The organism is Povalibacter sp. (assembly GCF_036735925.1).
Lineage (GTDB): Bacteria > Pseudomonadota > Gammaproteobacteria > Steroidobacterales > Steroidobacteraceae > Steroidobacter.
This window is the reverse complement of sequence record NZ_DAINNK010000067.1, coordinates 1-26250: the sequence shown is the minus strand read 5'-3', so window position 1 is coordinate 26250 and position 26250 is coordinate 1. Positions and strand designations below refer to the sequence as shown.

The 26250-nt window shown below is 64.4% G+C and carries 25 protein-coding genes, 2 tRNA genes and 1 pseudogene; 22 read left to right on the top strand and 6 right to left on the bottom strand.

The annotated features are described in order from the left end of the window. The 12 genes from V7D81_RS17890 to V7D81_RS17835 form a co-directional block, all read left to right on the top strand. Positions 1-449, top strand: a 449-nt coding sequence (locus tag V7D81_RS17890; RefSeq protein ID WP_442958362.1) for an ABC transporter permease subunit, incomplete at its 5' end; no start/stop codon positions are given. Continuing rightward, positions 446-1273: an urea ABC transporter ATP-binding protein UrtD gene (gene urtD, locus V7D81_RS17885; RefSeq protein ID WP_324318772.1), complete on the top strand. Its 828-nt coding sequence runs from the start codon at positions 446-448 to the stop codon at positions 1271-1273. The genes V7D81_RS17890 and urtD, both read left to right, overlap by 4 nt. Before the next feature lies 1 nt (position 1274). Next, positions 1275-1970: an urea ABC transporter ATP-binding subunit UrtE gene (gene urtE / locus V7D81_RS17880; RefSeq protein ID WP_324318770.1), complete on the top strand. Its 696-nt coding sequence runs from the start codon at positions 1275-1277 to the stop codon at positions 1968-1970. Positions 1971-1973: 3 nt separating this feature from the next. After that, positions 1974-2810, top strand: a complete 837-nt coding sequence (locus tag V7D81_RS17875) for an urease accessory protein UreD (RefSeq protein WP_324318768.1) — start codon at positions 1974-1976, stop codon at positions 2808-2810. 125 nt (positions 2811-2935) lie between these two features. After that, positions 2936-3238 carry an urease subunit gamma gene (locus tag V7D81_RS17870; protein WP_324318766.1) on the top strand — a complete coding sequence of 101 codons (303 nt, stop codon included), beginning with the start codon at positions 2936-2938 and terminating at the stop codon, positions 3236-3238. 118 nt (positions 3239-3356) lie between these two features. Beyond that, positions 3357-3662, top strand: coding sequence for an urease subunit beta (locus V7D81_RS17865; RefSeq protein WP_324318764.1), 306 nt, complete (start codon positions 3357-3359; stop codon positions 3660-3662). Continuing rightward, positions 3662-5365 (top strand): urease subunit alpha, encoded by a 1704-nt coding sequence (gene ureC, locus V7D81_RS17860; protein WP_324318762.1) that lies wholly within the window; start codon positions 3662-3664, stop codon positions 5363-5365. The genes V7D81_RS17865 and ureC overlap by 1 nt, the downstream gene beginning before the upstream one ends. A gap of 13 nt (positions 5366-5378) precedes the next feature. After that, positions 5379-5861 (top strand): urease accessory protein UreE, encoded by a 483-nt coding sequence (ureE, locus tag V7D81_RS17855; protein WP_442958361.1) that lies wholly within the window; start codon positions 5379-5381, stop codon positions 5859-5861. Between the two features lie 5 nt (positions 5862-5866). Then, entirely contained in the window at positions 5867-6535 is a 669-nt protein-coding gene (locus V7D81_RS17850) for an urease accessory protein UreF (RefSeq protein ID WP_324318758.1), read from the top strand. Positions 6536-6668: 133 nt separating this feature from the next. After that, positions 6669-7223, top strand: a complete 555-nt coding sequence (locus tag V7D81_RS17845; protein ID WP_324318756.1) for a phosphoglycerate mutase family protein — start codon at positions 6669-6671, stop codon at positions 7221-7223. A 72-nt stretch (positions 7224-7295) separates the two neighbouring features. After that, positions 7296-7371 (top strand) — tRNA-Ala (locus V7D81_RS17840). 12 nt (positions 7372-7383) lie between these two features. Beyond that, positions 7384-7459, top strand: a tRNA-Arg gene (locus V7D81_RS17835). Positions 7460-7723: 264 nt separating this feature from the next. On the opposite strand, the gene V7D81_RS17830 is transcribed toward V7D81_RS17835, so the two are convergent. Then, positions 7724-8515, bottom strand: coding sequence for an SDR family oxidoreductase (locus V7D81_RS17830; protein WP_324318755.1), 792 nt, complete (start codon positions 8513-8515; stop codon positions 7724-7726). Positions 8516-8575: 60 nt separating this feature from the next. After that, on the bottom strand, positions 8576-9490 hold the full coding sequence (locus tag V7D81_RS17825) for an SDR family NAD(P)-dependent oxidoreductase (protein ID WP_324318753.1): 915 nt from the start codon (positions 9488-9490) through the stop codon (positions 8576-8578). Positions 9491-9663: 173 nt separating this feature from the next. Here V7D81_RS17825 and V7D81_RS17820 point away from each other — a divergent pair, with 173 nt between their 5' ends. Both V7D81_RS17820 and V7D81_RS17815 read left to right on the top strand, forming a co-directional pair. Next, positions 9664-10533, top strand: coding sequence for an alpha/beta hydrolase (locus V7D81_RS17820; protein ID WP_324318751.1), 870 nt, complete (start codon positions 9664-9666; stop codon positions 10531-10533). Between the two features lie 28 nt (positions 10534-10561). After that, positions 10562-11431 carry an SDR family NAD(P)-dependent oxidoreductase gene (locus tag V7D81_RS17815; protein ID WP_324318749.1) on the top strand — a complete coding sequence of 290 codons (870 nt, stop codon included), beginning with the start codon at positions 10562-10564 and terminating at the stop codon, positions 11429-11431. On the opposite strand, the gene V7D81_RS17810 is transcribed toward V7D81_RS17815, so the two are convergent. Next, entirely contained in the window at positions 11426-12748 is a 1323-nt protein-coding gene (locus V7D81_RS17810) for a TetR/AcrR family transcriptional regulator (protein WP_324318747.1), read from the bottom strand. The genes V7D81_RS17815 and V7D81_RS17810 overlap by 6 nt on opposite strands. 429 nt (positions 12749-13177) lie before the next feature. Here V7D81_RS17810 and V7D81_RS17805 point away from each other — a divergent pair, with 429 nt between their 5' ends. The 6 genes from V7D81_RS17805 to V7D81_RS17780 all read left to right on the top strand — a co-directional run bounded on the left by V7D81_RS17805 (position 13178) and on the right by V7D81_RS17780 (position 20814). Next, positions 13178-14719 carry a class I adenylate-forming enzyme family protein gene (locus V7D81_RS17805; RefSeq protein WP_324318746.1) on the top strand — a complete coding sequence of 514 codons (1542 nt, stop codon included), beginning with the start codon at positions 13178-13180 and terminating at the stop codon, positions 14717-14719. Positions 14720-14729: 10 nt separating this feature from the next. Further along, entirely contained in the window at positions 14730-16154 is a 1425-nt protein-coding gene (locus V7D81_RS17800) for an MFS transporter (protein WP_324318744.1), read from the top strand. 16 nt (positions 16155-16170) lie between these two features. After that, positions 16171-16983 carry an SDR family oxidoreductase gene (locus V7D81_RS17795; protein ID WP_349257689.1) on the top strand — a complete coding sequence of 271 codons (813 nt, stop codon included), beginning with the start codon at positions 16171-16173 and terminating at the stop codon, positions 16981-16983. 252 nt (positions 16984-17235) lie between these two features. Beyond that, a complete protein-coding gene (locus V7D81_RS17790) occupies positions 17236-19440 on the top strand; it encodes a TonB-dependent receptor (protein ID WP_324318740.1) in 2205 nt (734 codons plus the stop codon). Positions 19441-19505: 65 nt separating this feature from the next. Further along, positions 19506-19997 (top strand): cupin domain-containing protein, encoded by a 492-nt coding sequence (locus V7D81_RS17785; RefSeq protein WP_324318738.1) that lies wholly within the window; start codon positions 19506-19508, stop codon positions 19995-19997. Positions 19998-20001: 4 nt separating this feature from the next. After that, on the top strand, positions 20002-20814 hold the full coding sequence (locus V7D81_RS17780) for an SDR family NAD(P)-dependent oxidoreductase (RefSeq protein ID WP_324318736.1): 813 nt from the start codon (positions 20002-20004) through the stop codon (positions 20812-20814). 15 nt (positions 20815-20829) lie between these two features. Here the strand turns inward: V7D81_RS17780 and V7D81_RS17775 are convergent, their stop codons facing one another. Continuing rightward, positions 20830-21672, bottom strand: a complete 843-nt coding sequence (locus V7D81_RS17775) for an MmyB family transcriptional regulator (RefSeq protein WP_324318734.1) — start codon at positions 21670-21672, stop codon at positions 20830-20832. A gap of 250 nt (positions 21673-21922) precedes the next feature. Between V7D81_RS17775 and V7D81_RS17770 the strand changes: the two genes are divergently transcribed. Together V7D81_RS17770 and V7D81_RS17765 are read left to right on the top strand one after the other, a co-directional pair. Beyond that, positions 21923-23572, top strand: a complete 1650-nt coding sequence (locus V7D81_RS17770; protein ID WP_324318732.1) for an AAA family ATPase — start codon at positions 21923-21925, stop codon at positions 23570-23572. Positions 23573-23575: 3 nt separating this feature from the next. After that, a complete protein-coding gene (locus V7D81_RS17765) occupies positions 23576-24937 on the top strand; it encodes a FecR family protein (protein ID WP_324318730.1) in 1362 nt (453 codons plus the stop codon). Between the two features lie 126 nt (positions 24938-25063). Here the strand turns inward: V7D81_RS17765 and V7D81_RS17760 are convergent. Continuing rightward, a pseudogene (locus tag V7D81_RS17760) lies at positions 25064-25870 on the bottom strand (M56 family metallopeptidase); the annotation flags it as partial. Next, positions 25867-26250 (bottom strand): BlaI/MecI/CopY family transcriptional regulator (locus tag V7D81_RS17755; protein ID WP_324318728.1); only part of this gene is annotated, 384 nt, incomplete at its 5' end. The gene V7D81_RS17755 and the pseudogene V7D81_RS17760, both read right to left, overlap by 4 nt.

The window sequence follows — 26250 nt, the reverse complement described above, 5'->3', positions numbered from 1 at the left end:
GCCGCTACATCACGCTGTCGCGCGCAGGACGCGTCGTGCAGGCGGTGCGCGATGCCGAGAGCCGCACGCGCTTCATCGGCTACCGGGTCGAGTCCTACAAGCTATGGATCTTCGCGTTCTCCGCCGTGCTCGCCGGCATCGCCGGTGCGCTGTACGTGCCGCAGGTGGGCATCATCAATCCGAGCGAATTCCAGCCGATCAATTCCATCGAGATCGTCATCTGGGTGGCGGTGGGCGGTCGCGGCACGCTGTACGGCGCGGTGGCCGGCGCCGTGCTGGTCAACTATGCGAAGAGTTACTTCACCGCGGCGGTGCCGGAGTTCTGGCTGTATGCGCTGGGTGCGCTGTTCGTGCTGGTGACCTTGTTCCTGCCGCGCGGCGTGGTAGGCCTTGCGGACAGATTCACACCGCGACGTCGCGAGCCCGAGCCGGAGGCGGTGAAGGCATGAACGCATCCACCGCGATCCGTCATGGCTGGCAGAAAGTCGTCGGTACAGGCGTGCGCAGCGATCGTCCGATCGCGCCCGACACGACACACGGCACCATTCTTTATCTCGAAGACATCACCGTCAGTTTCGACGGCTTCAAGGCGCTGAATGCGCTCACGCTGTACGTCGACGTCGGCGAACTTCGCTGCATCATCGGCCCGAACGGCGCCGGCAAGACGACGATGATGGACGTGATTACGGGCAAGACCCGGCCCGACGCGGGCTCGGCGTGGTTCGGCCAGCAGCTCGATCTGCTGACACTGACGGAACCGGAGATCGCCGAAGCCGGCATCGGTCGCAAGTTTCAGAAGCCGACGGTGTTCGAACAGCACACCGTGCTGGAAAACCTGGAACTCGCCGCCGCCGGCAACAAGTCGATCTGGCACACATTGTTCAAGCCGCTCACCGGCGCCCAGCGCGACCGCATCGACCAGGTGCTGGAGACCGTGCGACTGCAGGATCGTCGCGACTTCCGCGCCGGCATGCTGTCGCACGGCCAGAAGCAGTGGCTGGAGATCGGCATGCTGCTGATGCAGGACTCGCAGATGCTGCTGGTCGACGAACCGGTCGCCGGCATGACGCCGCAGGAAGTCGAGCGCACGGCCGAGCTGCTGCTGTCGCTCGAAGGGCAGCACTCCGTGGTCGTCGTCGAGCACGACATGAATTTCGTCCGCTCGATCGCGCGCAAGGTCACGGTGCTGCACGAAGGTCACGTGCTGGCGGAAGGCAGCATGGATCAGGTGCAGAACGATCCGAAGGTGATCGAGGTGTATCTGGGAGAGTGACATGCTGAACATCAAATCACTCAACCAGTTCTACGGCGGCAGCCACATCCTGTGGGATGTCGACATGGTCGTGCCCACCGGCTCGTGCACCTGTCTCATGGGGCGCAACGGCATGGGCAAGACCACGCTGCTCAAGTGCATCATGGGCTTGCTGCCGACCGTCTCGGGCGAAGTGATGTACGACGGCCAGGACATTCGCAAGGTCGCGGCGGACCGGCGTGCCTCGCTGGGCATCGGCTACGTGCCGCAGGGTCGCGAGATCTTTTCGCAGCTCACCGTCGAGGAGAACCTGCGCATCGGCCTGTCGGCGAGCCGCAGCCGGCTCAAGGACATTCCCGAGTCGATCTTTGCCATGTTCCCGGTGCTGAAGAAAATGCTGCGCCGGCGCGGCGGCGACCTGTCGGGCGGGCAGCAGCAGCAGCTCGCCATCGGGCGGGCGATGGTGCTGGAGCCGAAGCTGCTGATCCTCGACGAGCCCACCGAAGGCATTCAGCCGAACATCGTTCACGAAATCGGCGATATCATCCTGCGCCTCAACAAAGAGGCGAACCTCACGGTGCTGCTGGTGGAACAGAAACTGCCCTTCGCGCGCCGCGTGGCCAGCGAATTCCGGATCATCGACAAGGGCCGCATCGTCGCCGCGGACGGCATCGGCGGACTCACCGACGATCTCGTCAAGCATCACCTGACGGTCTGACCCGTGAACAGCGTTCCGGCGCAGGCCGGTCACGAAACGGGCTGGCGTGCGCAACTGCGACTCCAGTTCGCGGCGCGCGACGGCAGGACGTTTCTCCCCGTGCGACGGCATCAGGGTCCGCTGCTGGTCCAGCGCGTGTTTCATCCCGAAGGCGGCCCCTGTCATGCGTATATCGTCCATCCGCCCGGCGGCATCGTCGGCGGCGATGAACTGCAGCTCGATATCGATGTGGAGCAGGGCGCGCATGCACTGCTCACGACGCCGGCCGCGACCAAGTTCTATCGCAGCGACAGCCGCTTCGCACATCAGCTCCAGGCACTGACGCTGCGCCAGTCCACGCTCGAATGGCTGCCGCAGGAAACCATCTTCTACCGGGGCGCGCATGTCGCGAGCGAAACCCGGATCGATCTCGATCGCCAGTCGCGGTTCATCGGCTGGGAGATTCCGTGTCTGGGTCTGCCGGCGCGCGGCGAGGCATTCGAGCACGGACAACTGCGCCTGAATCTGGAGCTGTGGTGCGAAGGCGTGCCGCTCGTGATCGATCGCATGCGACTCGACGGCGAAGGCGATGCGCGGCTGGCGCGCTGGGGCCTGAACGGGTTCGAAGCCGTCGGCACCTTGCTTGCGTATCCGGCCGATCGCGCCGCTGTCGAACTCGCGCGCAGCGTGAACTCGTCCGAAGTGGAACTCGCGGTGACCCTGGTCGACGGCGTGCTGATCTGTCGCGCCGTGGCTGCGCAGGCGGAGCCGGTCAAGACATTGTTCATTGAACTATGGCGGCGGCTGCGGCCGCATCTGCTGGGGCGGCCCGCGGCGTTGCCGCGGATCTGGGCGACATGAGCGGAGGGGTTCCTTCATCTTCTCCTGCCGTGGGGCCATCTTCCTGTGGGGCCGGCTTCAGCCGGCCTTTTGTCAGGAGTCAGGCTGAAGCCTGACCTACAAAAGAATCCGAACCGGAGCGCATCGTGGACCTGACGCCCAGAGAAAAAGACAAACTCCTGATCTTCACCGCAGCCCTGCTCGCAGAGCGTCGCAAGGCGCGCGGCCTCAAGCTCAACCACCCGGAAGCCGTGGCGCTGATCTCCGCCGCCATCATGGAAGGCGCCCGCGATGGCCGTTCGGTCGCCGAACTCATGAGCTACGGCACGACCATCCTCGCGCGTGACGATGTGATGGAGGGCGTGCCCGAAATGATTCCCGACGTACAGGTCGAAGCCACGTTCCCGGACGGCACGAAGCTCGTGACCGTTCATCAGCCGATTCCGTGACACGGGAAGAGAATGGCCGCAAAAAGGCGCAAAGGACACAAATGAAGAAGGATATGTTTTCTCCTTTTTGTGATCTCTTGCGCCTTTTTGCGGCCATTGTTCTTCGCAGAGGCTCAACATGATTCCAGGCGAAGTGTTCACCGAACCCGGCGAGATCGCGATCAACGTCGATCGGCCCACGATCCGTGTGAAGGTCGCGAACACCGGCGACCGGCCGATCCAGGTCGGTTCGCACTATCACTTCTTCGAGACCAACGCGGCGTTGCGTTTCGATCGCGATGCGGCGCGCGGTTTCCGGCTCAACATCGCCGCGGGTACGGCGGTACGTTTCGAGCCCGGGCAGGAACGCGAAGTCGAGCTGGTCGCCTACGCCGGTGATCGCACGGTGTACGGCTTTGCACAGAAGATCATGGGGAAGCTGTGATGGCGAAGATCGAGCGACGCGCCTATGCCGAGATGTATGGCCCCACGACCGGCGACCGTGTGCGGCTCGCCGATACCGAATTGATCATCGAGGTCGAGCGCGATCTCACGATCTACGGCGAGGAAGTGAAATTCGGCGGCGGCAAGGTGATCCGCGACGGCATGGGACAGAGTCAGCGGGTGTCGGCCGACATCGTCGACACCATCATCACCAATGCGCTGATCGTCGATCACTGGGGCATCGTCAAGGCGGACATCGGATTGAAGAACGGCCGCATCGTCGGCATCGGCAAGGGCGGCAATCCGGATGTGCAACCGGGTGTCGACATCGTCATTGGCGCGGGAACCGAAGTGATCGCAGGCGAAGGCCTGATCGCGACGCCGGGCGCCATCGACGCACACATTCATTTCATCTGCCCGCAGCAGGTGGAAGAGGCCATGATGGCGGGCATCACCACCATGATCGGCGGCGGCACCGGGCCGGCCGCCGGCACCAGCGCGACGACCTGCACGCCCGGCCCCTGGTACATCGAGCGCATGTACCAGGCGCTCGAAGAACTGCCGATCAATTTCGGCCTGCTCGGCAAAGGCAATGCGAGTCTGCATGCGCCGATCGCGGAACAGGTGGAAGCAGGCGTGATGGGTCTCAAGCTGCACGAGGACTGGGGCACGACGCCGGCGGCGATCGACGCGTGCCTGTCGGTCGCCGACCAGTACGACGTGCAGGTGGCCATCCACACCGACACGCTCAACGAATCCGGCTTTCTCGAAGACACGCTCGCCGCCTTCAAGGGCCGCACGATCCACACGTATCACACCGAAGGCGCCGGAGGCGGGCACGCGCCCGACATCATCCGCGCCTGCGGCGAGCCGAACGTGCTGCCGTCGTCGACGAATCCGACGCGGCCCTACACGGTGAACACCGTCGACGAACATCTCGACATGCTCATGGTGTGCCACCACCTCGACCCGGGCATCGCCGAGGACGTGGCCTTTGCGGAATCGCGCATCCGTCGCGAGACCATCGCGGCCGAAGACATCCTGCACGACCTCGGCGCCTTCTCCATGATCTCCTCCGACTCGCAGGCGATGGGCCGTATCGGCGAAGTCATCACCCGCACCTGGCAGACCGCACACAAGATGAAGGTGCAGCGCGGCGCACTGCCGCAAGACTCATCGCGCAACGACAACTTCCGCGTGCGTCGCTACGTCGCCAAGTACGCGATCAATCCGGCGATCACGCATGGCATCGCGCACGAGGTGGGCTCCATCGAAGTCGGCAAGCTCGCCGACATCGTGCTGTGGAAGCCGGCGTTCTTCGGCGCCAAGACCGCGATGATCATCAAGGGCGGCATGATCGTGGCGGCGCCGATGGGCGATCCGAATGCCTCGATTCCCACGCCGCAGCCCGTGCACTACCGGCCGATGTTCGGTGCGCTGGGCGGCGCGCGGGCGGCGACGTCCGTCAGCTTCGTGTCGCAGGCCGGGCTTGATGGCGGACTGGCCGATCGACTTGGTCTGAAGAAGCGGCTGGTGGCTGTCCGCAATACGCGCAATGTGCGCAAGCGCGACCTGATCCTGAATGACTATCAGCCCCGGATCGAAATAGATTCCCAGACCTACCAGGTTCGCGCGGACGGCCAGTTGCTGACCTGCGAGCCGGCAACGACGCTGCCGCTGGCGCAGCGATATTTCCTGTTCTGACGCAAGTGATCGCATGTTGAGCGCATCGAAAAAACTTCTGCCGAAGCAGACCGCAGAGTTGCGGTTGCAGTTGCCGTTCGATCAGCGCAGCAGGAGCCGCCTGCGCACGACGCTCGAGAACGGCGAGGAGATCGGCCTGTTCCTGGAACGCGGCTCGGTGCTGCGCGGCGGCGATCAGCTCGTCTGCGACGACGGTCGTGTCGTCGAGATCATTGCAGCGCCCGAAACCGTCTCGACGGTTCGATCACCGGATCCGCTGCTCCTGCTGCGCGCCGCCTATCACCTCGGCAACCGTCACGTGGCGCTTGAGATCGGTGTGGGCTGGGTGCGATATCAGAACGACTACGTGCTCGATGACATGGTGCGTGGCCTGGGACTGACGGTGGAGGTCGAGCAGGCGCCGTTCGAACCCGAGGCCGGCGCCTACGGCGCGCATTCCCACGATCACGGTGGACAGCACGCCATCATCCGCGGTGTCGCACGCGCGGGCGATTGAACCTCATGGCTGCTGATCTGCGGCTGTTGCGCCTGCTGCATCTGGCCAGTCCGGCTTTGCCGGTCGGCGCATTTCATTTTTCGCAGGGACTCGAATACGCGATCGAAGCCGGCTGGGTGCGCGATGAGGCGAGCGCGCTCGAATGGATCGGCGGGCTGGCGAATGGCTCGCTCGGCAAGCTCGATCTGCCGGTGCTCGCGCGGTTGCTGCAGGCGTACGGATCGCAGCGACGCGACGAAGCGATGCGATGGAACGCGCTGCTCACGGCGGCGCGCGAAACCGCGGAGTTGCGTGCGGAAGATCGTCACATGGGGTCGGCGCTCGTCAAGATTCTGCGCGAGATCGATGCCGCCGTACTCGAATGCATCCCGGAGCAGCCGGGCTATGCGGCCGTATTCGCTGCCGCATGCGCTTGCTGGAGCGTAACGCCCGAAGAATGCCTGCAGGCCTATGCCTGGGCCTGGACGGAGAATCAGGTACTGGCTGCCGTCAAGCTGGTGCCGCTGGGGCAGAGCGCAGGTCAGCGCATCCTGCACGTGCTGATCCCGCGTCTCGCGGCGATCAGCACGCGTGCGCTGGCGTTACGTGACGAGGACATCGGTTACTGCGCCGTGATGCAGTCGGTGGCCAGTGCGCGACATGAGACGCAGTACACGCGACTGTTCCGGTCGTAGCTCTTCCTCTTCTCTTCCTGTGGGGCCGGCTTCAGCCGGCCTGCTGAGGAGTCAGGCTAAAGCCTGACCTACAGCCTGACCTGCAAGGAGAGGCGGCGCCGGCTCCGCGGGCGGTCGATGCTATGATCCGGCGATGAATCAAAACCTGGAAAAACTGCGGCGCCGTCCGTTCTTCCTGCCCCTGATTTTTCCCGTCCTTGTGTTCATCGCGGTGGTGGCGGCGGCCGCTTGGCTGTTCGATGCCCGCGCGACCACGGTGATCGTCGTCGTGCGTCATGCGGAAATGGAGGTCGGAACCGATCCGGATCCCGGGCTCAGCGTCGACGGCCGCGAGCGTGCGGCGCGACTCGCGAAGATGCTGTCGCAGGCGCGTCCCGTGCGCGGCATCGATGCGATCTTCACGTCGGAACTGAAACGCTCGCAGCAGACCGTCACGCCGCTGGCCGAAACGCTGGCCCTGCCGCTGAGCGTCGTGCCCTCGGCGCGCTGGAACGAATTGCCGAAGCGCATCCTGCGCGGGCATCGCGGCGAATATGTCTTGGTCTCCGGCAACACCAGTACCATCCCCGTCCTGGTCGAATCGCTGAGCGGCCAGAAGGTCGAACTGCGCGAGGACGAGTACGACGCCATGTTCATCCTGTTCGTGCCGCAGATCTCCAAGACCAAGGTCATGCGGCTGCGCTACTGAGGAGCGTGGTCGTTCGCGACCTTGGCTTGCCGGTCCGGTCTCCGATACAATCCGCCGCCTCTTCGCATCGGTGGGGCTGTAGCTCAGCTGGGAGAGCGCCTCGTTCGCAATGAGGAGGTCAGGGGTTCGATCCCCCTCAGCTCCACCAACTTCCACCGTCGCCCCCGTAGCCCAGTGGATAGAGCGGTCGCCTCCTAAGCGACAGGTCGCAGGTTCGATTCCTGCCGGGGGCGCCATCCAAGCGATTTGTCCGTTCGGCGTCGTACCCAACTCCCTGAAATCTCTGGACTTGGTACCGATGTACTACGCGCTCGTCAGTCTGCTGATGTTCGTACTGCCGGTTCTGTCCATTGTGGTCGAGGGTTCAAGAGCGACGAATCGCTGGTTCTCGTGCGGGAGCTGGGTTTCGCCAATATCGCGCTCGGAGCGCTCGGCCTGGGCGCCTATGCCGATCCGTCGTGGATCGTTCCCGGCGCTCTGGCCGGAGGCGGCCATCTCGATCACTTCGCAAACAGCTGCTTCAGATGCCGGTCGAAATGCGGTTTCAGCAGGCCATGGTGAAGGCGATAGATCCACGCCCAGATGGCTGCGGCGCGCGGGAACACGATCGTCTCCCGGTTGGACTGCACACCGCGCCAGATGATCTCGGCCGCTCGCGCCGCCGTCATCGCGCTTGGCGGCGAGCGGACGCTCGGGTTGCGTTCGCCGAGAATGCTGGTGCCCCAGATGGAGGACTGCACCGGTCCCGGACAGACGACGCTGACGCGGACACCGAAGTGAGCTGCTTCCAGGCGCAGCGAATGCGACAGCCCGACGATGGCGTACTTGGTGGTGTTGTAGAGCGTCTGCCCCGGCCACGGAATCAGGCCCGATATCGACGAGGTGTTGATGATGTGCCCGTGTCCCTGGCGGATCATCAGCGGATAGGCTGCAGCCACGCCGTGGATGACGCCCATCAGATTCAGGTCCACGATCCGTTGCCACTGCTCGAGCGTCGCTTCGTGCGCATTCTTGGTGCCGCCGACGCCGGCGTTGTTGAAGACGAAATCGAGCCGGCCGAAGCGTTCGAAGGTTCCGTTCAGAGCGGCGTGCACGGCGGTGGCATCGGTCACATCGAGCCGGATCTTCTCGATCAATCGTTGCGGACCTTGATCTTCCACCGCGCGATTCAGCGCGGCATCGTCGATGTCGGCCAATACGACGCGAACGCCTTCCCGGGCGAGCAGCTGGCCCAGTGCCAGGCCGATGCCGGACGCGCCGCCGGTGATGAAACCCACTCTGGGTTCTGTCATAGCTTTCTCTGATCCAGTTTCAGGTCATCCCCGCGAAGGCGGGGACGGCGCGGTTGGCGCTTACGCAGACTTCGGCGCGGCCGCGATCTTGCGCAGTTCGACTTCGCACTGTGCGCCGGCCGACTGCGGCGTGATCGAACCTTCGAGAGAACCCAGTTCGTTCCATCGGCCCGCAAGCTGTTCGGCCGCGTCGGCGTGCAATCCCACGTGAATTCCCTGCGTCATGATCACGTGCGCCTGTTCGAAACTGCCCGCGCCCGCGCACAGGATCATCCGGGTCGGTGCGTCTTCGGCGACGAGCGCGAGCACGCCCGGGCTGACGGACTCAGGCTTCAGATGGGCCAGCGTCTCGGCGGGCATCAGGCCCTCCATCATCCGTGTCGCGGCGGTGGGAGCCAGGCAATTGACGCGGATGTTGTGCTTGTGACCTTCGAGGCTGAGCGTCTGCATCAGCCCGACCAGCGCCATCTTCGCGGCGCCGTAGTTCGACTGGCCGAAATTGCCGAACAGGCCCGATGACGAAGTCGTCATGACGATGCGTCCGTAGTTCTGTGCGCGCATCGTGTCCCACACGGCCTTGGTGCAGCAGACTGCGCCCATCAGATGTACTTCGACGACGGCGCGGAAGTCTTCGATCTGCATCTTGGCGAACGTCTTGTCGCGCAGGATGCCGGCGTTGTTGACGAGGATGTCCACGCGGCCCCAGCGGGCGAGCGTTTCGCTCACCATCTGTTCGACTTGAGTCGGGTCGGAGACCGAAGCGCCATTGGCGATGGCCTCGCCGCCAGCGGCAGTGATCTCGTCGACGACGATCTGTGCGCTCGACAGACTGGCGCCCGTCCCGTTCACGCTTCCGCCCAGGTCATTGACGACGACTTTCGCGCCGCGCGCGGCCAGCAGGAGCGCGTGGGCGCGGCCAAGCCCGCCGCCGGCGCCCGTCACAATCGCCACTCGTCCCGTGAGATCTATCGTCATCTGCCTGTGCCTCCGCAAAGTTTCTGTGCCGCGCCACTCTAGCGGCAGCTCATTCAATGTCCAGCGATTTTATAAACCGAACCATGAAAATAATCAAAATTGCCTTGATTTATACCTAGTGCGTGACATTCTATACCATCAAAAATGCACAGGGCCTCGGAGTCGGGATACCAATGAACCACGAAATTGCACGCAGTCCGGTGACGATCTGGAGCGAAGGTTCGCGCCTGGCGGCGGAGATGTTCAAACCGGTGGGCGCCGCTGGAGCGCGGCCGGGCATTCTGCTGTGCCACGGCTGGGGCGGATTGAAAGGTCATCTCGCCGAGAGCTATGCGAAGCCCTTCGCCAGGGCGGGGTTCGCGTGCCTGGTCTTCGACTACCGCGGCTGGGGCGACTCGGACGGCAAACTGATTCCGCTCGTTGACACGCCAATGCTCACCGAAGCGGGCGAGCGCTCGCTCAAGGCGCGGGTGATCCGCGAAGTCGTCGATCCTGGCGATCAGATCGCCGACATCCTCGCGGCCTTCGCCTGGCTCATTACGGAAGACGGCGTGGATCCGACCCGGATGGGCATCTGGGGATCGAGTTTCGGCGGTGGCAATGTCGTGTCGGCGGCGGGCATGGACTCGCGCATCAAGGCAGTCGTCGCGCAGATCGGCAGTTACGGTCCGCCGAGCGACGAGGGTTTCGTCGCACTGGCCAGGCAGCGCATGGCTGACAAGGCCCGCGGTCGCATCGGTCCGGCGCTGCCGCAGGCAATCGATCAGCAGCCCAACCTGAAAGGCGCGCCCGACGTGGCGCGCATGCTGTTCAACCGGCCGCTGCAGGCCGCGGCGCGCATCCGCGTTCCGACGTTGTTCATCGATGCGGAGAACGAGGAATACGGCGAGCCGGACATCCAGGGCGGCGCCGCCTTCGACATCGTGCGCCAGAACGCGGTTGCGGAGCGGCACACGTTTCCGTGCACGCACTACGAGGTCTACGACCGCTTCTACGAACCGTCGTTGAAGCTGGCCGTCGACTGGTTTGCGAAACATCTGTAATGCAAGGTTCCACGCGGGGAGAGCGCTGATGCGGGATTTGAGCGGAAAAGTGGCTGTCATTACCGGCGGCGCCAGCGGGATTGGTCTGGCCATGGCCGAGCGCTTCGGTCGCGAAGGTATGAAGCTGGTGATCGCGGACATTCAGCCGGATGCGATCGATCGCGCGGTGGCCGGATTGCGCGCCGCAGGATTCGAAGCGGTGGGTGTGCGGACCGACGTTTCCAGATACGCCGAAGTCGAAGCGCTGGCGCAGTTCACGTTGAAGACCTTCGGCAAGGTGCATCTGGTCGTCAACAACGCCGGCGTTTCCATCACCGGGCCGACCTGGCGCATGAGTCTCGACGACTGGCGATGGGTGCTCGACGTCAACTTCTGGGGCGTGGTGCACGGCGTGAAGGCCTTCACGCCGATCCTGATCGAGCAGGGCGAGCCCGCGCACGTGGTGAATACGGCTTCGCTCGCGTCCTACGTGGGTATCGGTCACCACTCGCCGTACTGCGCTTCGAAGGCGGCAGTGCTCTCGATCAGTCAGTCGCTGCGTTCGGAGCTCGTGGCCGAGCTGCATCCCATCGGCGTGTCGGTCGTGTGTCCGGGCATGGTGGCCACCGAAATCCATCGTTCCTGGCGCAATCGTCCGGAGGGGGATCGTCCCTGGAGCGATCGCGAATGGAACGATCCGGAAGTGCGCGCGCATGCCAACTCGGTCCAGGGCGCAGGCGTGAGTGCGGACGTGATCGCGGAAGCGACGCTGCAGGCGATTCTCGAAGATCGCTTCTATGTCTTCTACGGTGATTTCGTCGAGTCGTATCTCGCCAGCCTGCTGACGCCGATTCTCAAGGCCGGCGAGCCGCCGGTGATCACCTGGGGACCGGATCTGCGGCCCGCAACATCGTCATGATGTGCGCTGTGCCGGTCGGCGCGTGCGCCGGCCGGTCGCAGCTTTCGCGGCGACTTTCGCCTCAGAGGCCGGGGCGCGTTCGTCGGGTCTGAACAGGCCCATGAACAAGGGACGGGCATACGCCTCGATGGCCAGATCGGCATCGAGGCCCGGCGCCCAATGACGCAACTCGGCGCTGGCATTGATCAGGCAGATGATGGCCTGGGCGGCGACATTCGCATCGACCGGCCGGATCGAGCCGTCGGCAATCCCGTCGCTCACGACGCTCGCGAGGCGGGCGGAGAGTTGCGCGAAGCGATGAAAGAGCGTCGGCTGAAGTTCCTCGGGCACGGCGCTGATCGCCGTCGTACGCAGCAGGGGCGCTTCTCCCGATACGTCGCGACGCGTCATCGAGCCGGCCAGCGAGGCCAGGGTGTCGAATCCCGACGTGGTCGCCGCTTCGGACGCGGAGAGCGAGGTCCGCATTTTCTCGAATGTGCGATCGAAGCATTGCTGCACCAGGTCATCCTTGGCCTGGTTGTAGTAGTAGAACGTGCCCTTGGTCACGTTCAGCCGCGCGGAGATGCGCGATACGGAAGCGCCGAGATAGCCATGCTCGTTGATCTCCGCAGTTGCAGCCTGCAGGAATGCCTCGCGCGAAACGCCGGACGTCTCGCTGACTTCGCCGTTCGCCGCGGGCGCGGCCACGTCGATGGGCGCCCACGACTGACCGGGTCTCGCCAGACCATGGACCAGTACGTCGAAAAGCCGCTGCGCCATGCGCGCGTAGTCGACGGGTTCGTACTGGCGCAGCCACAGCTCTGCCCACAGCACCTGCGAAATCAGCAGGTGGGTGCGCGCGTTCTGGCCCGGTCGCGTCGGTTCGTTGAGCGGGACCGAACTGAAACTGCGTCGCAACCGGCGGAACATGTTCGTATACGCGGCGTCCACGACGGCATCGCCGATGGCGCGCACGTCGTTGAAGTTCACCACGGCGTCCACCTTGCCCAGGTCCGCGGCCGCGAGATGGTCGGCGAAATCCTGCAGGAAGCATCGCAGGCCGAGTTCCGGAGTCGGCTGCCGGTCCGACCGGTCGAGCAGGGCGTTGTAATAGGCGATGGCCTGGAGCATGCAGGCGGCCGCGAGATCTTCCTTCCTCTTGAAGTAGTAGTTCATCGCGGTAGGCACGAGCTTGAGGCTCGCGGCGATCTCGGCGAACGTCATGCCGCGTACGCCTTTCTGATTGATCACCTTCACCGCGGCACGCACGATCATGGCCTTGCGGCGCTCGAATTTCGCAGCTGGCGTATTCGATTCGGAGGCGGTCGCATTCTTCATTGCGGTTTCGATTGCGGCTGGTTTGCGCGCGGTCCGGATCGCTGCGCAAGGGTTGGAATGTTTCAGCCGGCGCTGGTTGGCGTGCAGTCTAGCCCGTATCGCCAGTACGGGCGAGGGCGCGTCTCGCGGTGATGCGACGACGTCGCGCGTCGATCCCGGGCACGCAGCGCTGCCTGCCGGACGTGCTGCGTGCTTCATTCGTCGTTGCCATCTCAATCAGGGACGACCCGCCCCGCCTGCCGGCCGACAGCGTCCGCATTTTCGTGCCGCGGATGCTGGACAATAAATTCATGGTTGGGTATGTTGATATGCACAAGGATGATCGAAAAATACACGGATAGAATCGCTGAATACATCGTAATTTGACGTATCGGTCGATCAGTAGTTACACCGGTCGCGGTATCTCCATGCTTGAGCCGAGAGCCCCCTATGGTCGAAAACTCTGCGCCGGTCTTCCGCAGCCTTCCGGACCGGCTTCGCAGCGAAGCTGCCAGGAGACCTGACGGGCCGGTCCTCATCGACGCCGGACGCGCGGCATCCTTCAAGGATTTCGATGTCGCGATGGACCGGATTGCGGCGACGCTGCAGTCGGCAGGCGTGGCCGCGGGCGAGGTCATCGCCATCTGCGCATCGAGTTCGATCGCCTATCTGGAAGTGTTCTGCGGCGCGCTGCGTGCGGGTGTCACCGTTGCGCCGCTCGCACCATCGTCGACTGCGGCAAGCCTCGCAGCCATGCTCGCGGACTGCTCGGCCCGGATCCTGTTTCTGGACGCCGGCGTCGCCGACCATCTCGCGCCGGTTCGCGACCGCATCGCTGCGAAGTGGGTGACGCTCGACGACACCAGCACCGGGATGCCGCTGAGAGGATGGGTCGCGCCGCCCGGTGCAGTTCCCCAGCCCGTGGAACTCCAGCCCGGCTCGCCGTTCAACATCATCTATTCCTCCGGGACGACCGGGACACCCAAGGGCATCGTGCAGCCGCACGTCATGCGCACGCCGTACGAGACGCCGGGATTGCCTTTCGGTTTCGGTCCCGAGACGGTGTGGCTCGTTTCGACCGGGCTGTATTCGAATACGCCGCTGTCGGCCGGGTTCACGGCACTGGCCGGCGGCGGAACGCTGGTGCTGATGGCGAAGTTCGACGCCAGGGGATTTCTGGAGATGGCGCAACAGCACCGCGTCACTCACGCCATGCTCGTGCCGGTGCAGTACCAGCGCATTCTCGCGGTGCCCGAGTTCGACCGGTTCGATCTCTCGTCGTTCCAGATGAAGTTCAGCACCAGCGCGCCGCTGTCCGCAGCGATCAAGGCCGAGGTGCTGCGACGCTGGCCCGGCGGTCTGACCGAGTACTACGGCATGACCGAAGGCGGTGGCGGCACGGTGCTCTATGCGCATGAGACGCCGGACAAACTGCATACGGTGGGTCGTCCGTGGCCGCACGTGGAGATGCGTCTGATCGATGAGGAGGGCAGGGAAGTGGCCCCGGGCGAAGCCGGCGAGATCGTCGGATTCTCCACGCTGTCGATGCTCGGCTATCACAACCGGCCCGACGCGACGGCCGCCGCCACGTGGCATGACGCCGCCGGTCGCGCCTTCGTCCGTCACGGAGACATGGGCAGATTCGACGACGACGGCTTCCTGATACTGCTCGACCGCAAGAAGGACATGATCATTTCCGGCGGGTTCAACGTGTTCCCGTCGGATCTGGAGTCGGTGCTGTGCGAGCATCCCGATGTTGCCGAGGCCGCAGTCGTGGGCGCGCCGTCGGAGTCCTGGGGCGAGACGCCCATCGGTTTCGTCACGTCGAAATCGGGCGCGACGATCGATGCGCACGAGTTGCGCGCCTGGGCGAACCAGCGTCTCGGCAAGACGCAGCGCCTGTCCGACGTGCGTGTGCTGCCGGCGCTGCCGCGCAGCCACATCGGCAAGGTGCTGAAACGCGAACTGCGCGACGGCTATCGGGCGCAGTGAGGCGTTGCACGTGTCGAAGCGACATCGCCTGATCACCAAGCTCGCGTATGGCTCCGGGTCGCTGGCTTTCGGCGTCAAGGACAACGGCTTCAACGTTCTGCTGCTGCTGTACTACAACCAGGTGCTGGGTCTGCCCGTCGCGCTCGCCGGAACGGCGCTGGCGCTGGCGCTGGCGGTGGATGCGCTGTTCGATCCGGTGATCGGCTATCTCTCGGACAACACGCGCTCGCGCTGGGGTCGTCGCCATCCTTATATGTATGGAGCGGCGCTGCCCGTGGCCCTGAGCTACCTCCTGCTCTGGCTGCCGCCCGCCGGGCTGGATCACACGGGACTGTTCATCTACCTCTTCGTCGTCACCATCTTCGTGCGCACGCTGATCTCGACCTACGAGATTCCCAGCAGCGCGCTCGGCCCCGAACTGACCGCCGACTACGACGAGCGCACCTCGTACATGGCGTATCGATATCTGTTCGGCTGGGTCGGCGGCGTGACCATGTACGTGCTGGCCTTCTCCGTATTCCTGCAGCCCGATGCGGATCACCCGGTCGGTCAGCTGAATCCCGCGGGCTATCGCACCTATGCGATCGTCGCGTCGCTGGTCATGCTGGTGAGCATCATCGGCTCTTCGCTCGGCACGCATTCCGCGATCCCGCATCTGAAGTCGCCGCCGCCGCGCCAGCGCATTCCGATCCGTCAGTCGTTGCGCGAGATCGTCCAGGCGCTCGGCAATCCGTCCGCCATCGCGCTGCTGACTGCCAACATGGTGGCGGGCGTCGGTACGGGGCTCGCCTTCGCCCTGCAGAGCTACTTCCTGACCTTCTTCTGGGGACTCAGTGCGCAGCAGATCGCCGCACTCGGCGCGAGCAGCTTCATTGCCGCGCTGGCGGCGATGATCGTGGCGCCTTTGCTGTCGCGTCGGTTCGGCAAGAAGACGGCGATCATCGCGATGTTTGCGAGCGCCGCCGTCGTTGCGCCGTCGGCGATCCTGGCGAAGCTGTGGGGAATGTTTCCCGCCAGCGATTCGCCCGCGTACCTTCCCTTGCTCTTCGTTCATGCCACGGTCGCCGTGTGCCTCTCGATCGTGCCGGCGATCATCGGCGGATCGATGCTGGCGGATGTGGTGGAGGACAACCAGGTGCGTACCGGCCGTCGGACCGAAGGCGTACTCTTCGCCGCGAATGCATTCCTGCTGAAATCCATTTCAGGATTGGGGCTGGGTGCGGGCGCGACGGTGCTGGCGCTGATCCAGTTTCCCGACCAGGCCGTGCCGGGCCAGGTGGCGCCCGAAGTGCTGGGCCGGATGGGAACCATATTCGTCTGCTGTATCGTCTTCCTCTACACCGTGGCGATTGCCCTGGTGTCTCGTTACCGGATCACGCGAGTGCTGCATGCTGCAAATCTTCAGGCGCTCGGTGCCAATGCCTCATCTTCATAGTTAAAGGATGCCAACCATGTTCGATGTGTTTTCACTGGCGGGACGTACCGCTCTGGTCACCGGCGGATCGCGCGGCATCGGCAGGATGATCGCCGCAGGCTTTCTCGCGCAGGGCGCGAAGGTCTACATCTGCGCCCGCAAGGCGGCGCAGTGCATCGAGACCGCGAAGGAGTTGTCGGCGAACGGCGGCGTCTGCATTCCGCTGCCCATCGACATTGCCACGGTGGATGGCGCGCGCGAACTCGCCGACAGGATCGCGGCGGAGGCGGGCGGACGCCTGGACATTCTCGTGAACAACGCCGGCGCCGCCTGGGGCGCCGAGTTCACCGAGTTTCCCGAGCACGGCTGGGACAAGGTGATGAACCTGAACCTGAAGTCGCCGTTCTTCCTGACGCAGGCGCTGCATGGAGCGCTGCGGGCGGCTGCGACGCCCGAGCGGCCCGCCAAGGTGATCAACATCGCCTCGATCGACGGCATCGCGCTGAACCCGATGGAGACCTACAGCTACCACGCTTCCAAGGCCGCGCTGATCTATCTGACGCGACGCATGGCGGCGAAGCTCATCGCCGACAACATCGTGGTCAGCGCGATTGCACCAGGCGCGTTCGCATCCGACATGAATCGCGCCGCGCGGGATCAGGGCGAATGGATCGCCCAGCACATTCCGTCGCGTCGCATCGGCACGCCCGAGGACATGGCCGCTGCGGCGGTCTATCTCGCCGCGCGTTCCGGCGACTACGTGGTCGGCTCCACGCTGGTCGTTGACGGAGGTCTCGCTTACGCGAATCTTCCGGAAGTATCAGCTTCCGGCCGAATGCCGCCGAAGTAAGTTTCCCGACTCGCTGCGCGCGACACCTCCCGTGCGCAGCAGTCATGGATCGCGCTTTACGTCGCAGGTAATGGTGCTTCCGGTGCTTCTGCCGGACAAATGACTTCAGCGTCGATCCGAAAACCATCAGGGGGAGAGAGCGTGCGAATGTTGCTTAAGAATCAAAGATCACATCGGCCATATCTCAGGGCATCCATCAATGCGCTGGTTTCCCTGGGGGTTGGCATCGGAACGGCGGCGGCGCAGAGCCCGATGCCGATCGAGGAAATCGTCGTCACCGCGCAGAAGCGGTCCGAGAGCCTGAACGAGGTGCCGATTTCGGTGTCGGCATTCGATGCCGAGCGGCGCACGATCCTGGGACTGCAGACGACTCAGGACATCGCGAACTTCACGCCGGGCATGGCGATGTCGGATACGCCGAACCGTGTCTGGATACGCGGCGTCGGCCGCGCGACGAACGAAGTCGGCAGCGATCCCGGCGTCGCGCAGTACGTCGACGGCTTCTATACGTCGGAATCCGACGTCATCGGCTCTTCCGATTTCAACACCGAGCGCATCGAAGTGCTGCGCGGTCCGCAGGGCACGCTGTACGGACGCAATTCCATCGGCGGCGCCGTCAATGTGGTCAGCATCCGTCCGAGCGAAGCATTCGAAACCAGCGCACGTCTCGGCTACGGCGAGTACGAGCGCGCCAATGTGCAGCTGGCCGTTTCCGGGCCGATCAGCGATGCCTTCCGTTACCGTCTCTCGGGCACGCTCGTGGATCAGGGCGAAGGCTACATCCGCAACCTCAGCGGCGAGGATCAGTGGACGACCGACATCAAGAGCATCGAGGCGCAGTTCGAAGCCGATCTCACCTCCGACATCAAGTGGTGGCTGAAGCTGGCCACGACTTCCTACGACTATCGTCCGCGGCCTTACTCCGCCATCGATGAACGCGACATCACGACGCCGCACGGCGGCCTGGTGCCGAACCCGACCTATCAGTATCCGGACAATCCGTCGCTCAACGATCCCTACGTCGTCGACTACGATTTCTCCGGTCATCAGGAGCTGAGCAACCACGTACTGGTGACGACGCAGCTCGACTGGGATTTCGGCGGATTCTCGCTGCGCTACATCGGCGGCTACTCGCAGTACGACTATTCCTTCGACCGCGACCTCGATCAGACCCCGCGTACCTCCGCGGCGTTTCCGGGCTTCGGCACGACCTGGGACGTGTCGACGGACTACCGCGAAGTCGTGGAGGAGAACAAGACCTGGGACAGCCACGAGATCAACCTGCTCTCCGAGGCTGGCGGATCGTTCGACTGGATCGCGGGTCTCTACTACTACCACGAGACGCTGGATCAGCCTTACTGGCAGACGGCGCCCGGCATCGCTCTGCTCGAGACTCCCGTCGGCGGCACGTACGACAATCCGATGCGGGCCTACTACTACCAGCGCGGCGAACTGGAATCGCATTCCTACGCAGCGTTCGTCCGTCCGACGTGGCACCTCAGTCCGGCCTGGGATCTCTCGGTCGGCGTGCGCTACACGTACGATGAAAAGAGCGGCAGCGAAGAAGGCTATCGCGTTTTCTACAATCCTGCGGTCGATCCGTTCAATGCCTACGACGCGGCGCCGGCCGTGGCGTCGCCGCGGGCGATCGAGGATTCCTGGGACGCCGTCACCGGCGACCTGAATCTTTCCTATCATCCCAGCGACGACACGCTGCTGTATCTGACGGCCAGCAAGGGCTACAAGTCGGGCGGCTTCAAGCTGGGCGGACTGGCAGAGGATCCGCAGGTCGATCCCGAAGAGATTCACGCGTTCGAAATCGGCTGGAAGCAGGCGTTCCTCGACGGCGTATTGCAGTGGAACAATTCGCTGTTCTACTACGACTACTCCGATCTGCAGGTGCTCTTCCAGTACGAACCGACGCCTGGCGTAACGCAGACCCAGTTCGTCAACGCGCCGAAGTCCCATTCGCAGGGATGGGAAACCGAGCTGGAGTATCGTCCGACGAGCGATCTCACGATGCGTCTCGTGTACTCCTACCTGCAGGCCGAGTTCGACGAGTTCTCCGGCGTCGCAGACATCTCATCGCCCAACGCCAGCGCACTGCAGGACCTGAAGGGCAACACGCTGCCGCAGTCGCCGGAGAACAAGGTGGGCGCCGCGATCTCGTATGCGCTCGGCGACGTGACCCTGAGTGCCACGTACAGCTTCGTGGACGAGCAGTACTACGGCATCTTCAACACCGATCGCTACCGCGCGCCTTCCTATGAAGTCGTCGGCGTGCGCGCCGTGTGGGATGCCAACGCGCACACCCGCGCCGTCCTGGGTGTCAGCAACCTGCTGGACGAAGAGGGTTACACGCAAGTGACGCCCAGCACGTTCGCTTCCGGGGCGGTGCGCCGCGTGCAGCCGCTCGCTCCCCGGATCGTCAGCGCGGAGATTCAGTTCAAGTTCTGATCGAACCGTGTAATCGAATGGGGCGGCGTCCTGCGCGCCGCCCCTCGATGATCGAGGGGCACGACATGTCGTTACCGCAGGACATCATTCCGTTCCATCAGAATCTGCAGGACACCATCGCTCGCGCCGGCGAGGCGCAATGGGTCGAGAACACGCCCGGCCAGGCATGGATGCGCATCCTCTGGACCGGCGCCGAAACCGGAACGTGGGCGGCGATCTTCCGCTGGAAGAAGGGTTTCGTCGCGATGCCCCACAAGCATCTGTCCGCCTCGCACACGTTCATCCTGTCAGGGAAGCTCAAGGTGCGTGACGGCATCTTCAACGCGGGCGACTACGTCTACGAACCGAACGGCGTGCTGCACGGTGCCACGGAAGCGCTGGAGGACACGGACTACCTGTTCATCTGCCACGGACCGCTGCTGTTCTTCGACGATTCCGTCTTCACCGGCTATCTCGGATGGGAGGAAATCGAGAAGCTGCGGGCCCGCGCTGCAGCGACGCCGGAAGAGGCGAGCCGCAAGGCCCGCGAGGACAGCGGCCTTCCCGTCGAGACCTGAACGCATGGCCGGTCGGTACGATGATCTGACCGGCAGGGTTGCGGTCGTGACCGGCGGCAGTTCCGGGCTCGGCCGGGGCATCGCGCTCGCCTATGCGCGGGCGGGCATGAAGGTCGTGGTCGGCGATGTCGTGGCAGGCGCCGCTCCGGGCAATTACGACCTGCAGCCCGACATTCCCACCGCCGAACTCGCGATGAGCTACGGGACCGAAGCGCTGTTCGTGCAGTCGGACGTGACGCGCAAGGAGGACGTGGATCGCCTGATCGAAACCGCCGTGCAGCGTTTCGGGCGACTGGACGTGATGGTCAACAATGCCGGCGTCTGGCGCGGCGGTCCCTTTCTCGATCTCTGCACCGACGATCTCGATGCGTGCTTTTCAGTCATCGTGCGCGGCTCGTGGCTCGGTGCGCAGGCCGCCTTGCGCCGCTTTCAGCAGCAGGGCCGGGGTGTGCTGATCAACATCGTCTCGACGGCAGGCCTGCACGGTCACGTCGGACAGACGCCTTACAACATGGCGAAGGCCGCCCAGGCCAATCTCACGCGCTGTCTCGCGCTCGAATTCGCCGGCTCCGGCATTCGCGTGAACGGCATCTGCCCGACCTGGCTGAAGACCGGCATGTCGCGCAACGGTGCAGAGAGCCCGCAGTTCGACGCGCTCGTGCGCGAGACGCTGCCGGCCGGACGTTGGGGCGAGATTGACGACGTCGCACAGGCCGCGCTCTTCCTGGCCTCGGATGCATCCGCGTTCGTCCATGGCGTACTCATGCCGCTCGACGGCGGCGAGAGCGCGGGAACATTCTTCCGTCTCGCCGACTGAACTTCCTTCGTGCTTCTATCCGGCCAGAAGAGGATGGCGAAGGCCCACGCTGTCCAGCTGCTCCGGCGTGACGTCGGCCACGCCGTCTTCCGGCAGGATCGCGTGAATGATCAGCCTCGGCTCCGAGACGAAGGTCGTCGAGCCTACGGTGTGATGGACGTTGATGTAGGCGCGTTCGCCGCGTGCGGTGCGCCGCACGTAGCGGTGATTGTGTCCATCGGCATGCACGCGCGCCCCGCGTGCTGCCCAGTCCGGCGGAATGCCGGGAGTGCACAGGATGTCTTCGAGCAGGTCGGCTGCTTCACGGCTGTTTCGCAGGATCGCTTCCTGCTTGAGGATGAGCAGGTAAAAGCACACCTGATCGGCCCAGTCCGCCAGATACCGGCGCCACCCGTTTTCCGCGACGAGCAGACGAATCGTGTTGATCTGTGCGCCCAGCACGGCCTCGCCGAACAGGCGCTGATGCATGTACAGCCACGCCCGGTTGAACAGCTTGACGTTGGCGCACGGATCGATCGCCACGGCCGGAAACGGATCGAGCGAACGCAAAGTCGCCACGACGCCGCTGCGGAGTTCTTCCTGGCCCGGGCTGTTCAGATCCACCGCCTCGGAATGCGGCAGCCAGCCGGCGGCCAGCAGCAGATTGCCGGCGTCGCGTGCGCGCAATCCGAAATGCGCGATGATCTTTTCGATCAGCGCGCGGCTGGGATGGGATCTGCCCGTCTCCAGAAAGCTCAGATGCCGCGTCGAAACATCGATGCCGTGCGCCAGTTCTTCCTGGTTCTGCCCGAACGCACAGCGCCAGAACCGAAGAAGTTCTCCGAACTGCGCTGCTTCCGGATGGATCGAGGCCTGCACAAAATTCTCCGCAACGGTCCGGTGAATGCCGGGCCGCGACATTCACGGGCGGGCAAGGGGCGGAATTGTCGATGTTCGCCGCGATGAATGCCAGCCGGTTGGGGGGGTCTTACTGTGGGGCCGGCTTCAGCCGACCTCCTTTCGGAAGTCAGGCTGAAGCCTGACCTACAGTGTCCGCTCCCGCTATTGCCAACAAAACTACACGAGTAGTAATGTAAACCACGTCAATAGTGAATACCGCGGGAGAGGCATGCGAACCACGGACGACACCCCGGCCTGGGCGAGACAACTGCACATTGCGTTCGAAAGCGGCGCATCGGGACAGTTCGTCGTGCACGGCAACGTCAGCGACCGCATGCCGCTGGGAAAACGGCTGGTCACCGTCGAGCACTACCTTCGCGACGAATTGCTGCAGGACTTCGGCGTCGTCTTCATGTACGACCTGGGCAACGGACTGGCCGTCGTACGAGGCGGCGAACTGCTGGCCGACTGGGTGCCATCCGCCCTGCGCAACCTGCCGCAGGGGCCGCTCGAAGCCTTTCGCTTCATCAGCAAGTACCTGCGCTACCTCGCCAATCTGGCGGCGCTGCGGACGCACAAGCCGGTCACGGTCGCCGTCATCCTCTGTTCGGCGGGACAGATCCTGCCTTCCGACGGCGAAGGCTTCGAGCACGGCGCCATCACCGCCGTGGTGCGGGAGTGGGGATCGGGCGACCAGTTCTCGCGGCTGCCCTTTGCCAGTCTGCTCATCGTCGACAACCTGACCGATCTGGAGCCGCTGATCGCATTCGCGCCGCATGTCGCCGCCGTCCAGATTCCGCTGCCGTCGGCGGCCGAACTGCTGTCGGTGCTGCGCATCCTGCGCGAGCGATTCACGGCGACCATTCCCGAGTCACTCGACCTGCGCGAACTGGCCGCGTCGATGACGGGCGTTTCCGCGCGAACGCTGGAACAGCTCACGAAAGTGCGCGCCTACAACAGGCAGGTGCTGGAGCCGCGCGAACTCGGTGCGGTGAAGAAGGAACTGGTGGAACACGACGCGCCCGGCCTGGTGGAGTTCATGCAATCGGCACGCACGCTGGCGGACTACCACGGCCAGGAAGCGCTCAAGCGCTGGCTGCGCCAGGACATCGAGCTGTGGCAGCGCAATGATCTGCGCGCCTTGCCCATGGGATACCTGCTTTGCGGGCCGGTCGGTACGGGCAAGACCTTTCTGGTCGAGTGTCTGGCGGGCGAGGTCGGCGTTCCCATCGTCAAGCTGAAGAATTTCCGCGAGAAGTGGATCGGATCCAGCGAAGGAAATCTCGAGCGTGTCTTCCGGCTGGCGCGCGCGCTCGGCCGCTGCATCGTCTTCGTCGACGAAGCCGATCAGGCGCTGGGGCGCCGCGATTCCGGCACGGGCGATGGCGGATTGTCGGGCCGGCTCTATTCGATGATCGCGCAGGAAATGTCCGATTCGCGCAATCGCGGCAAGGTGATGTGGGTGCTCGCATCCTCGCGCCCCGATCTGATCGAAGTCGACCTGAAGCGTCCCGGTCGGCTCGATCTGAAAATTCCGATTCTGCCGACGAGTTCGCGTGCCGAGAGTGCGCATCTCGTGAGCACGGTGGCGCATCGCTATGGCCTGACGATCTCTGCGGAGGACCTGTCGCAGGTCGAGACGTTGCCGAAGCTGCTGACGCCCGGCGCGGCCGAAGCGATCGTCGTCAAGGTCTATCGCCTGGTGCGTACCGAGGGAATTGCAGCAGGGGCGGCTGCCCGCCAGTGCCTCGCCAGCTATCAGAGTCCGGTGCAGCCGGACGTCATGGAGTCGCAGATACGCCTCGCGATTCGCGAAGCGACGGATCTGTCCTTCGTTCCCGAGTTCTTTCACGGCTTCGGCGAAGAGGCGAAGCGCTAGGCCATGGCCACGGCAGATTCGGCCGACCCGTCGCACGCGCGCCTCGCCGAGGAGGCGTCCCTCTGGCTGGAGAAAATCGAGCGGACGCTCAGTGACGACGAGGCTCACGCCCTGCGGCAGTGGCTCACGTCGAAATTGCACCGGGAGATCATCGTCGATCGATGCAAGCGCTGGCATGGTCCGGAGGTGCTGGCCGTGCTCGCGGAACTGGTACCGATCGAGACGCTCGGTGATCGCGTCGAGCGTCAGTACGCGAAACTGGTGCCGGCGATATTCCTGTGGATTTCCGGAATCGGGCTGATCACCGTCATGGTGGCCGTCTCGAAGGTGGTGCCCGGCTCCGACGCTCGAAACAATCCGCTGCGTGCGGACACCGCGATTGCTACGGACGTGGGTGGCCATCGGACGTTCGCACTGCCCGATGGCGGACAGATCGTTCTCAATACGTCGAGCCGTCTGCTCATCGACTATGAACCGCGGTCCCGCGATGTCACGTTGTTGTCGGGCGAGGCGTTGTTCGATGTCCGGTACGACGCGGCCCGTCCGTTTCGCGTGCTGGCGGGCGGACGCCGCTTCGAAGTCGAGCCGGACGGTTCGCGTTTCAACGTGCGCCGGCTCGGGCGGGATGGCGTCGAGTTGACCGTCCTGCAAGGCCAGGTCCGCGTACGCGAGAGCCGGATCGATGGGACACCGGCACCGGCATTGCTGAGGAACCGGGCGTCCTTCGGCGAGTACGTCTTCGGTGCCGGCGAGGGCGGCACGCTCGGCGCTGGCTGGCAGATCGTCTCGACGTTTTCGCCGGGCCAGCTGGAGCGACGAACCGCCTGGCAGGGCGGTCGCCTGATCTTCGAGAACGAGCAGCTCGAGAACGTGATGCAGGAAGTGGAGCGCTACACGACTGCGCGGTTCGTCTTCGCGGACCCGGCATTGCGGACGTTGCGCCTGCGCGCCACGTTCGAGGTGGGGGACGTCGAGGCGGTGCGACGGGTGCTGCGCGATCAGCTGCGGATAGCGTCGCACCGCGACGCGCGAGGCGTCATCGTGCTGAACAGGTTACTTCACGGAAGCCTGCACGACCGGCGTCGGTCGCACGATCAGTTCCACGTTGAACTGCCGCTTGAGCAGGTCGGCAACCGTCTGCCGATGATCGTGCCGCGAGGCGAGTTCGATATCGAAACGCGGATGATCGAGCCACGGCGCATCGCCCGAGATGTCGCGCCCGCGGACGGCGTAGGCGCGGCCGATGAGTTCGCGCAGCGACACGTTGCGCCCGTAGATGTAGTCATCGCTCATCACGATGAACGTGGGGCCCGCCGTCCCGGTCGTTCTGATGGAATGCGCATCGGCGGGAACCGCCAGACCTGAAGCCGTCACCACCGTCATTCCGGACGCGATGGGCAATGCGAGGCAGCCGACGAGCGCCGCGGCGGGCACGGCGCGACGCAGGTTGCCGCGTTGCGGCTTCGCCGGCAGCGACATGATCGCGCGGATGCGCGAACGCAGATCGCCGCCCACGGCGCTTGCCATGCACGCGAGGCGGGATTCGACGGACTGGCGACAGATTTTCAGCAGCGTGCCGGCATACAGCGTGCGCTCGCTGCCTTCCTGAAGGGCGCCTTCGTCGCACGCCTGTTCACGTTCCTGGACGAGCTTCGCGCCGATCCACCACACCAGCGGGTGAAACCAGAACAGCGCTTCCACCAGCGCGTGCAACGCCGCCGTCAGATTGTCGCGCCGGCGGACGTGCCACATTTCGTGCGCCATCACCGCCTCCAGTTCCGCGGGCGTGAGGCGCGCCGGCAGGGTTGCCGGCAGCAGCAGCACGTGTTCGAGGATGCCGACGATCGCCGGTGCATCGAGCCGGTCCGTACATCGCACGGGCAGGGGAAGCGGAGCGGCGACTGCGCACGGCGTGCTCGAACGCAGCAGGGCCCGGCTGTGAAGCCAGGTCAGCAGCCATCGTCCCAGCAACATGACGCTGCCGAGAATCCACAGGGCGACGATGACCTGCTGCAGCTCATCGCCGATGGGCTCGACCGACGCCGTCACCGTGGCAAACGACGTGGCCACGTGCTGCACGATCGGCAGCAGCGACGAATCGTCCGCGACCTGCACGACGAACTGTCTGCCCAGCCAGTTCAGCAAGGCGAAGGGCAGCAGAAACTTCAGGGATGCCGCCAGCCAGATCCAGTAGCGGACCCGTGCCGCGTCGTTGCGCAGGAACAGCGCGATCACGCCCGCGGCCAGCGCGAACCCCGTCGACTGCCACAGATGATCGGCGACGGCGCCCACGATCATTTCTCCTTGCGTGACATCTCGCGCAACAGCTTCTCGGCTTCCTTGATGTCTTCCAGCGTGAGCTTGCCGGTTTCTATCAGGTGAGCCATGACGGGTTGCGACCGTCCGCCGAACAATGCCAGCACGTCGTCGATCCAGCGGCGCTGGGCCGCCTCGCGCGTCACGGTGGCCTCGAAGATGTTTGCGTTGCTGATCTTTTTCGCGCGCCGCACGGCTCCCTTGACTTCGAGGCGATACACCATCGTCTGGACGGTGGTGTAGGCGGGCTTGCCCCGCTTCGGGAAGACATCATGGATTTCGCGGACCGAGGAGGGGCCGTTGGTCCACAACGCCTCCATCACCTTCATTTCGAGCTTGCTGAGTTTCGGCGAGGCCATGGG

What these genes read in the sequence shown, in the direction of transcription:
- urtD (WP_324318772.1), top strand. Translation starts at nt 446, where the DNA reads ATGAACGCATCCACCGCGATCCGTCATGGCTGGCAGAAAGTCGTCGGT.
- urtE (WP_324318770.1), top strand. Translation starts at nt 1,275, where the DNA reads ATGCTGAACATCAAATCACTCAACCAGTTCTACGGCGGCAGCCACATC.
- V7D81_RS17865 (WP_324318764.1), top strand. Translation starts at nt 3,357, where the DNA reads ATGATTCCAGGCGAAGTGTTCACCGAACCCGGCGAGATCGCGATCAAC.
- ureC (WP_324318762.1), top strand. Translation starts at nt 3,662, where the DNA reads ATGGCGAAGATCGAGCGACGCGCCTATGCCGAGATGTATGGCCCCACG.
- ureE (WP_442958361.1), top strand. Translation starts at nt 5,379, where the DNA reads ATGTTGAGCGCATCGAAAAAACTTCTGCCGAAGCAGACCGCAGAGTTG.
- V7D81_RS17850 (WP_324318758.1), top strand. Translation starts at nt 5,867, where the DNA reads ATGGCTGCTGATCTGCGGCTGTTGCGCCTGCTGCATCTGGCCAGTCCG.
- V7D81_RS17845 (WP_324318756.1), top strand. Translation starts at nt 6,669, where the DNA reads ATGAATCAAAACCTGGAAAAACTGCGGCGCCGTCCGTTCTTCCTGCCC.
- V7D81_RS17830 (WP_324318755.1), bottom strand. Translation starts at nt 8,515, where the DNA reads ATGACAGAACCCAGAGTGGGTTTCATCACCGGCGGCGCGTCCGGCATC.
- V7D81_RS17825 (WP_324318753.1), bottom strand. Translation starts at nt 9,490, where the DNA reads ATGACGATAGATCTCACGGGACGAGTGGCGATTGTGACGGGCGCCGGC.
- V7D81_RS17820 (WP_324318751.1), top strand. Translation starts at nt 9,664, where the DNA reads ATGAACCACGAAATTGCACGCAGTCCGGTGACGATCTGGAGCGAAGGT.
- V7D81_RS17815 (WP_324318749.1), top strand. Translation starts at nt 10,562, where the DNA reads ATGCGGGATTTGAGCGGAAAAGTGGCTGTCATTACCGGCGGCGCCAGC.
- V7D81_RS17810 (WP_324318747.1), bottom strand. Translation starts at nt 12,748, where the DNA reads ATGAAGAATGCGACCGCCTCCGAATCGAATACGCCAGCTGCGAAATTC.
- V7D81_RS17805 (WP_324318746.1), top strand. Translation starts at nt 13,178, where the DNA reads ATGGTCGAAAACTCTGCGCCGGTCTTCCGCAGCCTTCCGGACCGGCTT.
- V7D81_RS17795 (WP_349257689.1), top strand. Translation starts at nt 16,171, where the DNA reads ATGTTCGATGTGTTTTCACTGGCGGGACGTACCGCTCTGGTCACCGGC.
- V7D81_RS17790 (WP_324318740.1), top strand. Translation starts at nt 17,236, where the DNA reads ATGCCGATCGAGGAAATCGTCGTCACCGCGCAGAAGCGGTCCGAGAGC.
- V7D81_RS17785 (WP_324318738.1), top strand. Translation starts at nt 19,506, where the DNA reads ATGTCGTTACCGCAGGACATCATTCCGTTCCATCAGAATCTGCAGGAC.
- V7D81_RS17780 (WP_324318736.1), top strand. Translation starts at nt 20,002, where the DNA reads ATGGCCGGTCGGTACGATGATCTGACCGGCAGGGTTGCGGTCGTGACC.
- V7D81_RS17770 (WP_324318732.1), top strand. Translation starts at nt 21,923, where the DNA reads ATGCGAACCACGGACGACACCCCGGCCTGGGCGAGACAACTGCACATT.
- V7D81_RS17765 (WP_324318730.1), top strand. Translation starts at nt 23,576, where the DNA reads ATGGCCACGGCAGATTCGGCCGACCCGTCGCACGCGCGCCTCGCCGAG.